Source organism: Amycolatopsis ponsaeliensis, from assembly GCF_030182635.1.
Classification (GTDB): Bacteria; Actinomycetota; Actinomycetes; order Mycobacteriales; family Pseudonocardiaceae; genus Amycolatopsis; species Amycolatopsis ponsaeliensis.
Genome location: NZ_JAPZLD010000014.1, coordinates 143,020 through 156,476 on the forward strand (window position 1 = coordinate 143,020; position 13,457 = coordinate 156,476).

The following is a 13,457-nucleotide window of genomic DNA, read 5'->3' on the forward strand; positions in this document are numbered from 1 at the left end:
ATGGTTTCCTACATGATCAGCGCGTCGTCGGGAAGACCGGTCACGAAGTCCCAGCTGGCCTACGAGACGATCAAGGCCAGGATCATCGACGGCCGCTACGGGCCCGGGTACCGGCTGGTGCTCGACCAGATCGGCCGCGAGCTCGACGTCAGCGCGGTACCGGTCCGCGAGGCCCTGCGCCGGCTCGAGGCCGAGGAGCTGATCCAGTTCGAGCGGAACGTCGGCGCCCGGGTGGTGGCCATCGACCCCACGGAGTACCGGCACGCGATGGAGACGGTGGCGATCGTCGAAGGCGCGGCCACCGGGCTCGCCGCGCCGCTGCTCACGCCGGAGGCACTGGCGCGCGCCCGGTCGTTGAACGAGCGGATGCGTCAGAGCCTGGCCGAGTTCGACCCGCTCGCGTTCACGGCGCTGAACGCGGAGTTCCACGAGGTGCTGTTCAGCGCCTGCCCGAACCCGAACCTGGTCGACCTGGTGCAGCGCTGCTGGACCCGGCTGGCGGCGGTCCGCGACAGCACCTTCGCGTCCGTGCCGGGGCGGGCACCGAAGTCGATCGAGGAGCACGAGCGGCTGCTGGCGCTGATCGAGGGCGGGGGCGATCCGGCGGAGGTCGAGCGGTTCGCGCGGGGACATCGGCTGGCGACGCTGGAGGCTTATCTCGCGCGGGAGCGGTGAAGGCCGGGCTTGGCTGACGAGCTGCTCGGGCCAGGTGGGTGACGCTGCCGGGTTGCCTTGGCGGGGCGGGTACGCAGGGGTTGGCGGGTCGGGTTGTTCAGAGGCGCGGGTGACTCCGGGCCTGGGCGAGGTGCGCCCGAGGGGCGTGGGGTTGCCCGGATTGCCTCGAGAGTGTCAGGGTCGGGGATGCCGATCTTCTCCGCGCCGGATGGGACCGCGCTTGCCTTTCGCCTCTTCGGTTCTCGTGGTGACCCCGTTGTCTGCCTGCCCGGTGGACCTATGCGAGCCGGGGCCTATCTGGGGGATCTCGGGGGGCTTGGCGAGCGGCGACAGCTCGCCGTGCTGGATTCGCGGGGAACCGGGGACTCCGAGATACCCCGTGATCCCTCGACCTATCGGTGTGATCGGCAGCTCGAGGATGTCGAAGCGCTGCGCAAGCACCTCGGCCTCGAGCGGTTTGACCTGCTCGGGCACTCCGCCGGGGCCAGCCTTGCCACCCTCTACGCCGCTCGGTATCCGGGGCGGCTGCGCCGGCTTGCGCTTGTCGCGCCTAGTCCGCGGGCCGTCGGGTTGCAGCTGCCCGTTGCCGAACGGCGGCGGATCATGGCGCGGCGTTCCGGTGCGCCCTGGTTCGAGGCCGCCGCCGCGGCCTATGAGGCGATTGCCGCCCGGAGCGCGACCAGTGCCGACTGGGCCGCCATCGCCCCGATGTACTACGGCCGTTGGGACGACGCCGCCCGGCGGCACCAGGCCACCGAGCCCGGGCAGCGCAACGGGGCCGCCGCTCGCGTCTACAACGCCGAGGGTGCCTTCGAGCCCGAGCGCACCCGGGCTGCGCTCGGGGCCGTCGATGCCCCTGTGCTGGTGCTGGCCGGTGAGCTGGACTGGATCGCCAGCCCCAGCGTCGCCGGCGAGTTCGCCGCGCTGTTCATGGACGCGCGGGTCGTCGTCCTGCCCGGCGCCGCGCACTATCCCTGGCTGGACGACGCGCCCGCGTTCGTCTCAGCCGTGGCCGGCTTCCTGGCCTGACGGCGGGTTCCGGCGCGGTTTGATGCGGACCGCCGGCAACTCGGGCGCAGGCAGCCGCTGCGGTGTGCCCGAGTAGCCCGTCACGCTGCCGAACTGGTCGGATTCCGCCTGCCAGGCCTCGCGGAACGCCGCGATCTCCTCGTGGGTCCGGCCGACGAAGTTCCACCACATCAGGATCTCTTCGTCGAACGGGGTGCCGCCCAGCAGGAGGAACCGGGCCGGCGCCGAGCCCCGGTTGCTCAGCGTCAAGGAGCGCACGCCGGTGCCGATATAGCCCAGCTCGGCCGCGCGGACGCGGGTGCCCGCGACGACGACGTCGCCCGTGTCGGCCAGGACGCCGTGCTCGAAGCGGGGGTCGACGCCGAGGGACATGTGGGCGTCCGGGCCCAGCACGATCTCCGCGCCCAGGAGCGGGGTGAACGTCGGGATCGGGGACGTGCGCCCGGCCAGCGACCCGAGGAACACCCGGATCTCGGCGCCCTCGATCCGGTTCACCGACGGCACGTAGTGGTCGAAGGCGCGTGCCGTGTGCCGGTGCCGCTCGGGCAGCGCCACCCAGAGCTGGACGCCGTGCAGCGTCTTCGCGGCTTCGGTGGAGACCTCCGAGTGGCAGATACCGTGCCCGCCGGTCATCAGGTTCAGCTCGCCGGGGCGGACCGTCGCGTGCGTGCCCAGGCTGTCGCGGTGCTTGATTTCGCCCGCGAACAGCCAGCTCACCGTCTGCAGGCCGGTGTGCGGGTGCGGGGCGACGTCCATGGCGCCGGTGACCTCGGTCGGGCCGTAGTGGTCGGCGAAGCACCAGGCGCCGATCAGCGAGCGGGAGCGCTGGGGGAGCGTCCGCCGGACCCGCATCGCCCGCGGGCCGCCCAGGGGGACCTCACGCGGGGTGAGGATCTCGACGGCCGGGTGCTCGGGGTCGGCGGTCGCGGGCCGGTCGCCGCAGGCGAGCTCGGTGGGGGCGGCCTCGGTGTTGCTCATGCCCGCCACGGTAGTCGCGTCGGGTGGCCGGGCCCGGGCGCCGGGTGGGCCGCGGTGCGGGGGCGGGTGGGGCGGAGTTGGTTGCGCGGGCCGGATTCCGGCAACCAGAGCCCCAGGTCGGCCGGGCAGGTCGCCGGGTCGGACGGGTGGTCGCCGGATGGTGACGGCCGGGACCATCCGGCGGACCGGCCGGCGCGGCGTGTTCGAGCCTCGCGTTCGCCTGATGGTGACGATCGGGACCATCCGGTGGGGTGGACCGGCTGGCGTGGCGTGTTCGGGCCTCGCGTTCGCCTGATGGTGACGTCCGGAACCATCCGGCGGACCGGCCCGCGCGGCGCGTTCGGGCCGCGGGTTCGCTTTATGGAGTTGTCAAGCTTCGCGCCGCCGGGTCAGGCGGCGTGGTGGTGCTGTTGCGCCGTGACGATCGCGTGGCCCTCGGCCGTCAGGATCGCCGGGACCTGCTCGCCCGGCAGGCCGGGGCGGGCCGCGCGGACCAGGCCCTGGTGGGCCAGCGCGTGGGCCGCGAACTGGTCGCCGCACGACAGGCCGTCGATGAACAGGTCGGGCTCGCTGCTGCAGGACACCCGGCCGCGCCCCGCGCCGACCGCTCGCAGCATCGCCAGCATCCGGTGGTTCACCAAGGGGCGCACGGTCTTCTCGTTGCTGTTCATCTCGGTCCCTCCCGCTCGTGGTTCGGCCTCTACCCCTGCGTCGAACCAGCTGACGGGATTTCGACAGCACCTCCGGAAACCGGTCCGGCCGTGAGCGTCCGTCCATCGTCACCACCGCCGGTCGAGCCCGGGTCGACTCCTCGTCAACGGGCGTTCGGACGCCGGACGCGACCGGGTGGGCTCAGAACGGAGGCGATCCCGCGACCGCCGGCTCCGGCGTCCACGAACTGCTCGCCTCGCCGCCGGCGGCCCGGCTGAGCCGGGTCACCTTGGCCGTGGCGTACCGCAGGGCCGGGCCGATCTCTTCGACGTCCAGCTCCGTCACGGTGCGCTTCTCACCCTCCTTCGTGTCGTACGACCGCTGTCTCAGCCGGCCTTGGACGACCACGCGGGCACCGCGCCCGAGCGACTCCGCGACGTTCTCCGCGTACTGCCGCCACAGGCTGCAGCGCAGGAACATCGCCTCGCCGTCGCGCCAGGCACCGGACTCGCGGTCGAACGTGCGCGGCGTGGACGCGACCGTGAAGTTCGCGACCGCGGCGCCGGACGGGGTGAACCGCAGCTCGGGGTCGGTCGTCAGGTTGCCGACCACGGTGACGAGCGTTTCGCCTGCCATCGGGCTCCTCCTTCTTCTCCGGGTGCGGGGTGCACCGCTCTCGCCGACGAGGAGAGCACGGGGGTCCGACAGTTCCGGGCCGGGCGACGAGATGCCGGTACCCGGCCGGGCTGGTTTCCTGCCGCCATGCCGACGGCGTTTCAGAAGGAGCTGGGCACGCTCGCCCACCGGCTCGCGGACCTGTGCGCGCTGGTCGCGACCGCGCTCGAAGAGGCCACGCGTTCCGTGCTCGAAAGTGACCGCACGCTGGGCGGACGGGTGCGGGAAGACGGTGCCGCGGTCGTCGCGCTCGGGGCCGCGTGCGAGGACCAGGCGTGTGCGCTGCTGGCCCTGCACCCACCGCGGGAGGAGGACGTGAAGGCGGTCGTCGCCGCTGCCTGCACCGCTGTGGATCTCACTCGGATGGGTGGTCTTGCGCGGGAGGTCGCGGAACCGCGGCGGGTGCCGCTGGAGGTGCGGCCGTCGCTCGGGCGGCTGAGCGGGCACGCGGTCGCCGCCGCCCGGGCGCTGCGGGGGCTGCTCGGCGGGGAGGGGGATGCCGGGCTGGCCGATGCCGTCGCGCTCGCCGAGGCCGCGGAGCGGGGGTTGCGCGAAGCCGCGCGCGGGTGTGGCGCGGGGGCCGCCGTCGACGTGGTGCTGCTCGCGGCGATCTACGGCCGGTTCGCCGGGACCTCGGCCCTGATCGCGCGCCGGGCCGCGGGGTTCGCGTCGGTCGGTGCCTGACTGCCGGGTGGCAGCGAACTCGGGGCGGCAGCGAGCGGGCTGCCGAGGGACGACAGCGGCGCGAGGTTTGTTCCTATTGCCCGAAAAGGACGGCGCAGCTTCGAACGCCGAGGCCGGTCAGCGAACCCGGCGCTCGAGCCGCTTCCGGCTCAGTTGCCCTGCTGCGGGAACTGGCCCTGCTGCGGGTACTGCTGCTGCGAGGGGTGCTGCGGCTGCGGGAAACCCTGCGGCTGCGAAGGGTGCGGCGGCTGGAAGCCCTGCGGCGCACCCTGCTGCGGGAACCCCTGCGACGGCGGCTGCTGCGGGTAGCCCGGCTGAGCGCCCTGCTGCTGCCCCTGCTCCTCCTGCGCCTGCAGGCGGACGGCGTCCTCCTTCGAGATCCGGTTCTCGATCCCGCAGAACGTGCACTGCGCGGAGTACTTCACGCTGATCGGGAAGAGCGGGATGAAGAAGAGGGTGAACTTCGTGACCGCCTTGCGCACCGCGTGCGAGGCGGGGTTGCCGCACCGGCCGCACAGGAAGGTCGTCATCGCCAGCACGTAGATCCGTGTCCGCCAGCCCCAGATCAGCATCGGTACTTCTTTCTCCCAGGTCCTCTGTCCGCCGCGCAGCCTCGCACACCGGCGCGCCGCCGCGTGGCGGTTTCGCCGAACTCGGGGACTAGATTGTGATCATGCCGAGCGATTTCGCCCTCAAGACCATGAACGCCGTGCACCGCGGCCTGATCAAGCTCACCGGCGGGAAGGTCGGCTGGCACGCCGCCATGCCCGTCCTGGAGCTCACCACGACCGGCCGCAAGAGCGGGCAGCCGCGGTCGGTGCTGCTGACCTCGCCGCACCAGGACGGCGACACGCTGGTCGTCGTGGCTTCGCGCGGCGGGGACGACACGCACCCCGCGTGGTTCCTCAACCTGCGCGACAACCCGGACGTCGAGGTGTCGCTCAAGGGTGCCCCGAAGCGGCCGATGCACGCGCGGGTCGCCGATGCCGACGAGCGCGCGAAGCTCTGGCCGAAGATCGCCGGCGACTTCAAGAACTACGCGCAGTACCAGACCAAGACCGAGCGCGAGATCCCGCTCGTCTTCCTCGAACCCCGCTAGCTCCGCGCGGTCAGGTAGCCCGGGTCCGGGCCGGGGATCGCCTGGTCCGGCACGCCCGCGAGCAACTGGCTCATCGCGTGGAAGTACGGCGGTGCGGCGACCGTGCCGCCGAACGCGCCGTGGCCGCAGTTGCCGAGGTGCACCGGCGTGCCCGGGCAGATCTCGCGCGGGCGCGGGCCGTCGGCGAAGACCATCGACGAGACCGCGTATCCGTCGACGCCGCCGACGAACGCCACCGACTCGCTCTGCTGCGTCGTGCCCGTCTTGCCGATGTCGGGGCGCGTCCAGCCGGCCGCGTGCGCCGCCTGGGCCGACGTGCCGTCCGTGGTGTCCTTGCTCAGGCCCGCTTCGAGGGTGTTCGCCACGCCGGTCGGGATGACCTGCTCGCACGCCTGCTGCTGCACCGGGACGGCGTTCCCGTTCCGGTCGGTCACCGAAAGGATCGGGTCCGGCGGGCACCAGACGCCGCCGCTCATCAGCGTCGCCGAGACGTTCGCCATCTCCAGCGGGCTGACCGGGCTGTTGCCGAGGGTGAACGACAGCAGGTTCTGGAAGTACTTCGACTGCGGCTCGTTGTACTGCGGGTTGCCCGACGACGGGTCCGGCACGGCCCCGGCGTCGTTGGTCGCGAGGGTGTTCCGCAGGCCCAGCTTGTACGCCATGTCGAGCACGGCGGGCATCCCGACTTGGTTCTCGAGCCCGACGAAGGCGACGTTCGGCGACGTCGCGAGGCCGTCGGCGAGGCTGATCGGGTCGGCGTAGTGGCCGTCGTTGTGGACGGTGTAGCAGGCCGTGTGCGCGTTGGCGTTCGGCGGCGTGAAGCACTGGCTGTCCGGGTTGGGCAGTGGCGTCTCCAGGCCCGCCTTGCCGGCGACGAGCGCCGCCGCCGAGGTGAAGATCTTGAACGACGAGCCCGCGCCGAACTCGTTGCTCGCGTCGGCGACGATGTCCGTGGACGTCTCGCCCTGCGCCGGATCCGTGCCGTAGTTCCGGTTGGCGACCATGGCGAGCACCTGGTGGCCGCTCGAGCCCGGCTGCACGACGGCGAAAGTGTTGGCCACGCCGTCCTGGGTGGTCGGCACGTTCGCGTCGACGGCGTCCTTCGTGACCTGGGAGACGCGCGGGTCGAGGGTGGTCTTGATCGTGTAGCCGCCGGTGGCCAGCTGATCCGGGGTGAACCCGGCGTGGCTCAGGTAGTTCTCGGCGTAGGCGCAGAAGAATCCCGCGTCCGGCGCCGCGCCCATGCACGTCCCGGACGGCGTCACCGGCCCGTTCGGCAGCAGTCCCAGCGGGGCCGCTTTCGCCGTCGCCGCGTAGGACGCCGGGAGGGAGCCGTTGGAGACCATGGCGTCGATGACGAGGTTCCGGCGCTGCAGCGCCCGGTCCGCGTGGGTGTACGGGTTGTAGACGCTGGGGTTGTTCACCATTCCGGCGAGCAGCGCCGCCTGCGGAACAGTCAGTTTGTCCGCCGTCGTCCCGAAATAGGCTTTCGCCGCGGCGCCGACCCCGTACACGGTTCCGCTGAATTCGACCACATTGAGATAATCCGCCAGAATGTCGTCTTTGCTCGTCGTGTCGTTGAGCTGGACGGCCATTTTCGCCTCGCGCAGCTTGCGCGCGAGCGAGTCTTCACGGTCTTCCTGCTGCGCGATCGGGTTGGTCCGGTCGACGACGTTCACGAGGTAGTTCTTGACGTACTGCTGGGTGATCGTCGACGCGCCCTGCAGCGAGCCGCCGGCGCTGTCGTTGACCGCCGCGCGGAGCATGCCCTGCACGTCGACGCCGCCTTCGGTGTAGAACCGGCGGTCTTCGATCCCGATGATGGCGGCCTTCATCGTCGTCGCGATCCCGGCCGGGGTCACCGGGAGGCGGTACTGCGCGTAGAGCGTCGCGATCGGCGTGCCGTCGCGGTCGGTCACCGTCGTCGTCAGCGGCGGATCGGCCGCGGCGAGCTGGGCGGAAATGGCGTCCACCGAATCGCTGACCTGATTCGACAGCAGGCCGGCGCCGATGGCGGCGGGCGCCACCGTGCCCGCCACCAGAATTCCGGCGAGAACGCACAAACCGGCAAAAGAGACCACGCCAGGGCGACCATTCACGAAACCGAGATTAGCCACTCGGGAATGAAGCCGCCGTTCGGTGAGATATGCGCCTCAACGGGCCAACCTGCCGAGCAGGGCCGAAGCCACGGCGATCGCGACGGCGGTCGCCGCGGCCAGCACGCCGAAGTCGAGCCCGAGGTGCGAGGGGGTGCCGATCAGCAGCCCGCGCAGCGCGTCGACCTGGTAGCTCAACGGGTTGACGTGGCTGAGCACCTTCAGCCACGACGGCATCAGGTCGACCGGGTACAGCGCGTTGGAGCCGAAGAACAGCGGCATCGTGATCGCCTGGCCGATGCCCATCAGCCGTTCGCGTGACAGCACGATCCCGGCGATCACGATGGACAGGCAGCAGAAGAACGCCGACCCGAGCACGAGCACGACGGCCATCGCCAGCAGTTTCAGCGGGTTCACGGTCAGCCCGACGCCGAGGATCGCGGCCAGGATCAGCACCATCAGGGCCTGGACGAGCGCGCGGACCCCGGCGGCGAACGCCTTCCCCGCGACGAGCGCGGCGCGCGGGGTCGGGGTCACCAGGAGCTTGGCGAGCACGCCCGCGTCGCGTTCCCAGATGATCTGGATGCCGTAGAAGATCGAGATGAACAACGCCGACTGCGCGAGGATGCCGGGCGCGAGGTAGTCGAGGTACGGCGTCGAGCCGGTCGGGATCGCCTTCAGCCGGGTGAACGTCTCCCCGAAGATCAGCAGCCACAGCGCGGGCTGGATCGCCCGGGTGAGCAGTTCGGTCTGGTCGCGGCGCAGCTTCTGCAGCTCCACCAGGCACATCGCGCCGACGCGCGCGGCGAGGATGCGCACCTGGCGCAGCGGACCGGGGTCAGCCGAGACGGCGGGCGGTGCGGCGAGCGGCACGGACACTGCGGATCCCTCCTTCGTCGGTTTCGAGGCGGTCGCCGGTGACCACCCGGAACACGTCGTCCAATGTGGACCCCGGGCCGAGGTCGGTCTCGAGGTCGGCGGGGGTGCCCAGCGCCCGGATCCGGCCGGTGTGCATGAGCGCGACGCGGTCGCAGTACTGCTCGGCCTCGTCCATGTAGTGGGTCGTGACGAGCACGGTCATGCCGGTGTCGGTGCGGATCTGCGTGATCCGCTCCCACACGGCCGAGCGCGCGACCGGGTCGAGCCCGATCGTCGGCTCGTCGAGGATCAGCAGCCGCGGCGAGCTGACCAGGGCCTGGGCGAGCTCGAGCCGGCGGATCATGCCGCCGGAGTAGCCCTTCGCGACGCGGTCGGCTTCGTCGGCCAGCCCGACGAGGTCCAGGGCGCGCCGCACCTCGGCGTCGCGACGCGCGCGTGGCACGTCGAAGAGCCTCGCGAACAAGGCGACGTTCTCGCGCCCGGTCAGGGCGCCGTCGGCCGACAGCTGCTGCGGGACGTAGCCGATCAGCCGCCGCACGGCCATCCGGCGGCGCGCGACGTCGACGCCGAACACCGTGATGTGGCCCGCCGCGGCAGGCAGCAGCGTGGTGATCATCCGGAGCGTCGTCGTCTTGCCCGCCCCGTTCGGGCCGAGCAGGCCGAACACCTCGCCGGGCGAGATCTCCAGGTCGACGCCGTCCACCGCGCGGGTCGTCCCGAACGAGTGGCTCAGCTCGGTGCACCGCACCGCGGGTTCGGTCATGGCTGCTCCTTCAGGATGCCCATGAGTTTTTCGAGCGCCGGCAACGCCTGTTCGATCGCTGCTGTGTCCTCTTCGGACAGTCCGGTGAGCGCTTCGGCGACGAGTCCGGTGCGGGCGCGCCGCCACGACGCCATCCGGTCGCGCGCGGCGTCGGTGATCTCCAGCCGGGCCGCGCGCCGGTCCACCGGGTCGGCTTCGCGCCGCAGCAGGCCGGCGTCGACGAGCTGGTTCACCAGCGTGCTGACCGAGTTGGCGGCCAGGTGCAGCTCGCGCGCGGCCGCGGCGACGCCGATGCCGGGGTGGTCGGCCACCACGCGCAGCACCTCGACCTGCGCGCCGGGCAGCGGGAAGCCGGGGACTTCGGCGCGCACCCGGCGGCGCACCACCCGGCGGATCCCCTGGACGGCGCCGAGCAGCCGGTCGGCGAGTTCGGTCATGCCGCCAAAGTAGCTCTGACTCAGATCTATTAGCAATGCTAAATGTCTGTTAGGGGAGAAATGCGGAGAAATCAGCCGGGCAGGCGCGCGGCTTCCGCGAGCGCCAGGTCGAGCAGGCCCGGAAAACGGGCGTCGAACTCCTCGCGGCGCAACGCGTTGAGCCGCTGCGTGCCGCTGTCCCACTGCTTCAGCAGGCCGGCGGCGCGGAGGATCTTGAAGTGCCGGGACGCCGCGGGCTTGCTGACCGGCGGCATGATCGCGCCGCACGACTGGCCGGGTTCGAGGGCGAGAGCGGCGACCATGGCCAGCCGGTGCGGGTCGCGCAGCGCTTCCAGGGCCTCGGGGAACGAGACGTCCGCGAGGGCCGGGTGCTCCAGGGGGGTCGCGGTGCGGCTGGCCATGGTCCGAGTATCCCCGGTTGCCGGGACGCCGCCCGCTGTGCCATGGTCGATGTTAGCCAATCGATTAACATGAGGGAGTTCAGCGGTGCGCGTCTATCGCCCCGAATCCGGAAGCCTTGTCCAGCGCGAAGAGCCCACGCCCGAGCCGCAACGCGGGGAAGTGCTCGTCCGGGTCCGGGCGACGTCGCTCAACTACCGGGACCTGCTCATCCTCGACGGCGACCACTTCACCAACGGCCCCGGGAGCCTGATCCCGGTGTCCGACGCCGCGGGCGAGGTCGCCGCGGTCGGCGAGGGCGTCACGCGGTTCAAGGCCGGCGACCGCGTGGTCAACGCCTTCCACTCGGGCTGGATCGCCGGACGGCTGCCCGACACCCTGGCCGGCTACGGGAACGGCCAGGACGGCTGGCTCGCGGAGTACCGCGCCGTCGGCGAACACGCGCTCGTCGCGCTGCCGGATTCCCTGAGCTACGAACAAGGGGCGACCCTGCCGTGTGCCGCGGTCACCGCGTGGACGTCGCTCAACGGCGGGACGCCGCTGCGTCCGGGCGAGGTCGTGCTCACCCTCGGCACCGGCGGCGTGTCGCTGTTCGCCCTGCAGCTCGCCAAGCAGCACGGCGCCCGGGTCGTCGCGACGACGTCGAGCGCGGCCAAGGCGGCCAAGCTGACCGAACTCGGCGCGGACGTCGTCATCGACTACACCGCGACGCCCGAGTGGGGCAAAGCCGTTCTCGACGCCACCGGCGGCCGCGGTGCCGACCGGATCGTCGAGGTGGGCGGGCCCGGCACGTTCGCGCAGTCGCTCGTCGCGGCGGGGACGCACCACGCCGACATCGCGCTGGTCGGGTTCGTCGGCCGCAGCGGACCTCCGGTCGACTTCATGGACCTCTTCCGCAGCGGCGCGACCATCCGGAAGATCTGGGTCGGCAGCCGCGAGGACACCGAGGATCTCCTCCGGTGGCTCGCGGTCCGGCCGCTCGAGCCGGTCGTCGACAGCGTCTTCCCGTTCGACGACGCCGGGGCGGCGCTCGAGCGGTTCCGGAGCCGGCGCAACCTCGGCAAGGTGGTCGTGACGGTGCCGTGAGGCGAGAGGGATACCGCTGATCGGCTGAACCTGACCCGGTGTGACCGTTCGGCGGCGAAGTGCTGCCGCTCGCCGCGTGATCGCCGGGTTCCGGTCCGGAACCGGCGGCCGCGGGCGCATGCTGTCCTTTCCGACCCCGCGTCCCCGCGCCTGACGTCCACTGTGGACATTGCCAGAGCGCCCGGCCCGGCGGTCTTCTCGACCGGAGATAGGACACACCGCCCGTGACCCTGCTGGACAGCAAGCTCGTCCGCTGCTGGACGTCCCGTCCGCACCTGCAGTCCCTCTACACCCTCGCCGCGGCCGCCCCGCGGATGCGTGCCGCGCTCGGCCTCACGCCCACCGGTGGCGGCACGGTCGGGTTCAAGGTGGACGGAGACGCCCTGGCCCGCACCGAAGCGGAGCTGATCGCCGCGACGTCGGCCCGGCTGCCGGTGCACCCGCTGGTGACGCAGGACCTCCACGGCCGCTCGACGGTCCGGTGCTGGCGCCGCAACCGCGACCTGCGCGTGCTGACCGCCGACCTGGTCGACGTCGCGGACCGGCTGGCCCGGGCGGGCTACGGCGGCTGCCTGCGGTCGGCGACCGTCGAGTTCGCCGAGCCGGACGGGCGCCGCGACCGCAAGCTCGCGCTGGTCTACCTGTTCGACCGCGGCACGTTCCACACGGCGCCCGCGGCCGGGACCCCACCCCTCGATCGCGCGCTGGAGCTGCGCGCCCGCGCCGCGCTGCACGGCGCGCTGCCGTTGGAACCGCACGCGCACCGCCGGTTCGTCGTCTGAAATTCCCGCGTTTGTCGAGGTCACGGGCTTCTGCGAGGATGCTTCTCTCTTCCGATCGAAGGAGATCGCAATGGCTTCCGTCCTGAATCCGTACCTGAGCTTCCGCGATGACGCGCGCCAGGCCATGGAGTTCTACGAGAGCGTCTTCGGCGGCACCCTCACGGTGAACACGTTCGGGGAATTCGGGTCACCCGAAGGGGCGGACGCGGAAAAGATCATGCATGCCCAGCTGGTGGCGGAAAACGGCTTCAGGCTGATGGCCGCGGACACGCCCGCCGGGATGGACCACAACCCGGGCACGAACATTTCGGTCAGCCTCAGTGGTGACGACGCGGGCGACCTGCGCGGCTACTGGGACAAGCTGAGCGACGGCGGCACCGTGACGGTTCCGTTCGAAAAGCAGATGTGGGGCGACGAATTCGGTGCCTGCGTCGACAAGTTCGGCATCCCGTGGATGGTCAACGTCGTCCAGCAGGCGTAGCGGGGCGTTGCAGCCCGCGCCCGCGTCGGTGACGATGAGGGGCCGGCGTGGTTCCGCGCCGGGGCGAAGGAGGCCCGATGGCGGGTTCCCCCTGGACGTGCGCGCAGTGCGGCGCGGTCAACGACCCCGCGGCCGGGCGCTGCGGTACCTGCGCGAGCCTGGCCCCGGGCCGGGCTCGCGCGCGAGCGCTGTGGGTGCTGCTGACCCTGATGCTGGTCGCCGGGGTCGCGATCGGCGGGGTCCTGCTGTTCACCGCGCGCTCGAAGCCCTCGCCCGACGCGTCCGGGCCGTTCCCGTCGTACACGACGCCCGCCCTGCCGACGACCAAGACCGTCGTCACGACCGCGAACGGCGTCACCCCGCCGGTCACGCCGTCGACGTCGACCTCGGCGACGCCGGCGGGGAAGCCGTGCCCGGGTGACGCGGCCCGGTACCTGCCCGGCGGCCAGGGGACGGCGCTGCTGGTCGCGCAGACGGTGAAGTCCCTGATCACGATCTGCCAGGTACCCGACGGCCGGATCTTCTACGACGGCCAGGCCCGCGGGCAGGCGGCCTCGGACGACACCCACATCGTGCTGCCCGCCCAGGCCGCGGGCGGCGGTTTCGTCGCGAAGAACGGCGACTACACCTACAAGGTGGGTGCGGGCAGGCTGGTCGTGTCGGCCGGGTCCGGGGTGCTCTCCGACGACGAGCTGACCACGGTCGGCTGAGCGCTTGCTCAGGATGTGGGAGCGCCGCCGGGC

At 71.8% G+C, this 13,457-nt stretch carries 17 protein-coding genes; 8 read left to right on the forward strand and 9 right to left on the reverse strand.

The window, feature by feature from the left end:
• Both QQ657_RS22070 and QQ657_RS22075 read left to right on the forward strand, forming a co-directional pair.
• Positions 1–675: a GntR family transcriptional regulator gene (locus QQ657_RS22070; protein WP_284744094.1), complete on the forward strand. Its 675-nt coding sequence runs from the start codon at positions 1–3 to the stop codon at positions 673–675.
• A 186-nt stretch (positions 676–861) separates the two neighbouring features.
• Positions 862–1,704: an alpha/beta fold hydrolase gene (locus tag QQ657_RS22075; RefSeq protein WP_284744095.1), complete on the forward strand. Its 843-nt coding sequence runs from the start codon at positions 862–864 to the stop codon at positions 1,702–1,704.
• Here QQ657_RS22075 and QQ657_RS22080 read toward each other — a convergent pair.
• The 3 genes from QQ657_RS22080 to QQ657_RS22090 all read right to left on the reverse strand — a co-directional run bounded on the left by QQ657_RS22080 (position 1,678) and on the right by QQ657_RS22090 (position 3,969).
• Complete coding sequence (locus tag QQ657_RS22080; RefSeq protein WP_284744096.1) at positions 1,678–2,682, reverse strand: pirin family protein; 1,005 nt, start codon at positions 2,680–2,682, stop codon at positions 1,678–1,680. The two genes, QQ657_RS22075 and QQ657_RS22080, sit on opposite strands and share 27 nt — an antisense overlap.
• Before the next feature lie 389 nt (positions 2,683–3,071).
• Positions 3,072–3,353, reverse strand: a complete 282-nt coding sequence (locus QQ657_RS22085) for a hypothetical protein (protein WP_284744097.1) — start codon at positions 3,351–3,353, stop codon at positions 3,072–3,074.
• Between the two features lie 181 nt (positions 3,354–3,534).
• Positions 3,535–3,969, reverse strand: a complete 435-nt coding sequence (locus QQ657_RS22090; RefSeq protein ID WP_284744098.1) for a single-stranded DNA-binding protein — start codon at positions 3,967–3,969, stop codon at positions 3,535–3,537.
• A gap of 126 nt (positions 3,970–4,095) precedes the next feature.
• On the opposite strand from QQ657_RS22090, the gene QQ657_RS22095 reads away from it, so the two are divergent.
• The gene (locus QQ657_RS22095) at positions 4,096–4,692 is read left to right on the forward strand and encodes a PhoU domain-containing protein (RefSeq protein ID WP_284744099.1); all 597 of its coding nucleotides are present in this window, start codon (positions 4,096–4,098) and stop codon (positions 4,690–4,692) included.
• Positions 4,693–4,841: 149 nt separating this feature from the next.
• Here QQ657_RS22095 and QQ657_RS22100 read toward each other — a convergent pair whose 3' ends face one another.
• Positions 4,842–5,264: a zinc ribbon domain-containing protein gene (locus QQ657_RS22100; protein WP_284744100.1), complete on the reverse strand. Its 423-nt coding sequence runs from the start codon at positions 5,262–5,264 to the stop codon at positions 4,842–4,844.
• A 101-nt stretch (positions 5,265–5,365) separates the two neighbouring features.
• Here QQ657_RS22100 and QQ657_RS22105 point away from each other — a divergent pair, with 101 nt between their 5' ends.
• Complete coding sequence (locus QQ657_RS22105; RefSeq protein WP_284744101.1) at positions 5,366–5,791, forward strand: nitroreductase/quinone reductase family protein; 426 nt, start codon at positions 5,366–5,368, stop codon at positions 5,789–5,791.
• Here the strand turns inward: QQ657_RS22105 and QQ657_RS22110 are convergent.
• The 5 genes from QQ657_RS22110 to QQ657_RS22130 all read right to left on the reverse strand — a co-directional run bounded on the left by QQ657_RS22110 (position 5,788) and on the right by QQ657_RS22130 (position 10,367).
• A complete protein-coding gene (locus QQ657_RS22110) occupies positions 5,788–7,830 on the reverse strand; it encodes a transglycosylase domain-containing protein (RefSeq protein ID WP_284744102.1) in 2,043 nt (680 codons plus the stop codon). The two genes, QQ657_RS22105 and QQ657_RS22110, sit on opposite strands and share 4 nt — an antisense overlap.
• Positions 7,831–7,944: 114 nt before the next feature.
• Positions 7,945–8,766 (reverse strand): ABC transporter permease, encoded by an 822-nt coding sequence (locus QQ657_RS22115; RefSeq protein WP_284744103.1) that lies wholly within the window; start codon positions 8,764–8,766, stop codon positions 7,945–7,947.
• Positions 8,726–9,529, reverse strand: coding sequence for an ABC transporter ATP-binding protein (locus QQ657_RS22120; RefSeq protein WP_284744104.1), 804 nt, complete (start codon positions 9,527–9,529; stop codon positions 8,726–8,728). The genes QQ657_RS22115 and QQ657_RS22120 overlap by 41 nt, the downstream gene beginning before the upstream one ends.
• Positions 9,526–9,966 (reverse strand): MarR family winged helix-turn-helix transcriptional regulator, encoded by a 441-nt coding sequence (locus QQ657_RS22125; protein WP_284744105.1) that lies wholly within the window; start codon positions 9,964–9,966, stop codon positions 9,526–9,528. Before QQ657_RS22125 ends, QQ657_RS22120 begins: the two co-directional genes overlap by 4 nt.
• 71 nt (positions 9,967–10,037) lie before the next feature.
• The gene (locus QQ657_RS22130) at positions 10,038–10,367 is read right to left on the reverse strand and encodes an ArsR/SmtB family transcription factor (protein ID WP_284744106.1); all 330 of its coding nucleotides are present in this window, start codon (positions 10,365–10,367) and stop codon (positions 10,038–10,040) included.
• A gap of 85 nt (positions 10,368–10,452) precedes the next feature.
• On the opposite strand from QQ657_RS22130, the gene QQ657_RS22135 reads away from it, so the two are divergent.
• From QQ657_RS22135 to QQ657_RS22150, 4 genes are all read left to right on the forward strand, one after another.
• Positions 10,453–11,451 carry a zinc-dependent alcohol dehydrogenase family protein gene (locus tag QQ657_RS22135; RefSeq protein WP_284744107.1) on the forward strand — a complete coding sequence of 333 codons (999 nt, stop codon included), beginning with the start codon at positions 10,453–10,455 and terminating at the stop codon, positions 11,449–11,451.
• A 224-nt stretch (positions 11,452–11,675) separates the two neighbouring features.
• The gene (pspAB, locus tag QQ657_RS22140; protein ID WP_284744108.1) at positions 11,676–12,233 is read left to right on the forward strand and encodes a PspA-associated protein PspAB; all 558 of its coding nucleotides are present in this window, start codon (positions 11,676–11,678) and stop codon (positions 12,231–12,233) included.
• Positions 12,234–12,303: 70 nt separating this feature from the next.
• Entirely contained in the window at positions 12,304–12,714 is a 411-nt protein-coding gene (locus QQ657_RS22145) for a VOC family protein (protein WP_284744109.1), read from the forward strand.
• 77 nt (positions 12,715–12,791) lie between these two features.
• Complete coding sequence (locus QQ657_RS22150) at positions 12,792–13,424, forward strand: hypothetical protein (RefSeq protein ID WP_284744110.1); 633 nt, start codon at positions 12,792–12,794, stop codon at positions 13,422–13,424.
• The last annotated feature ends 33 nt before the right edge of the window (positions 13,425–13,457 follow it).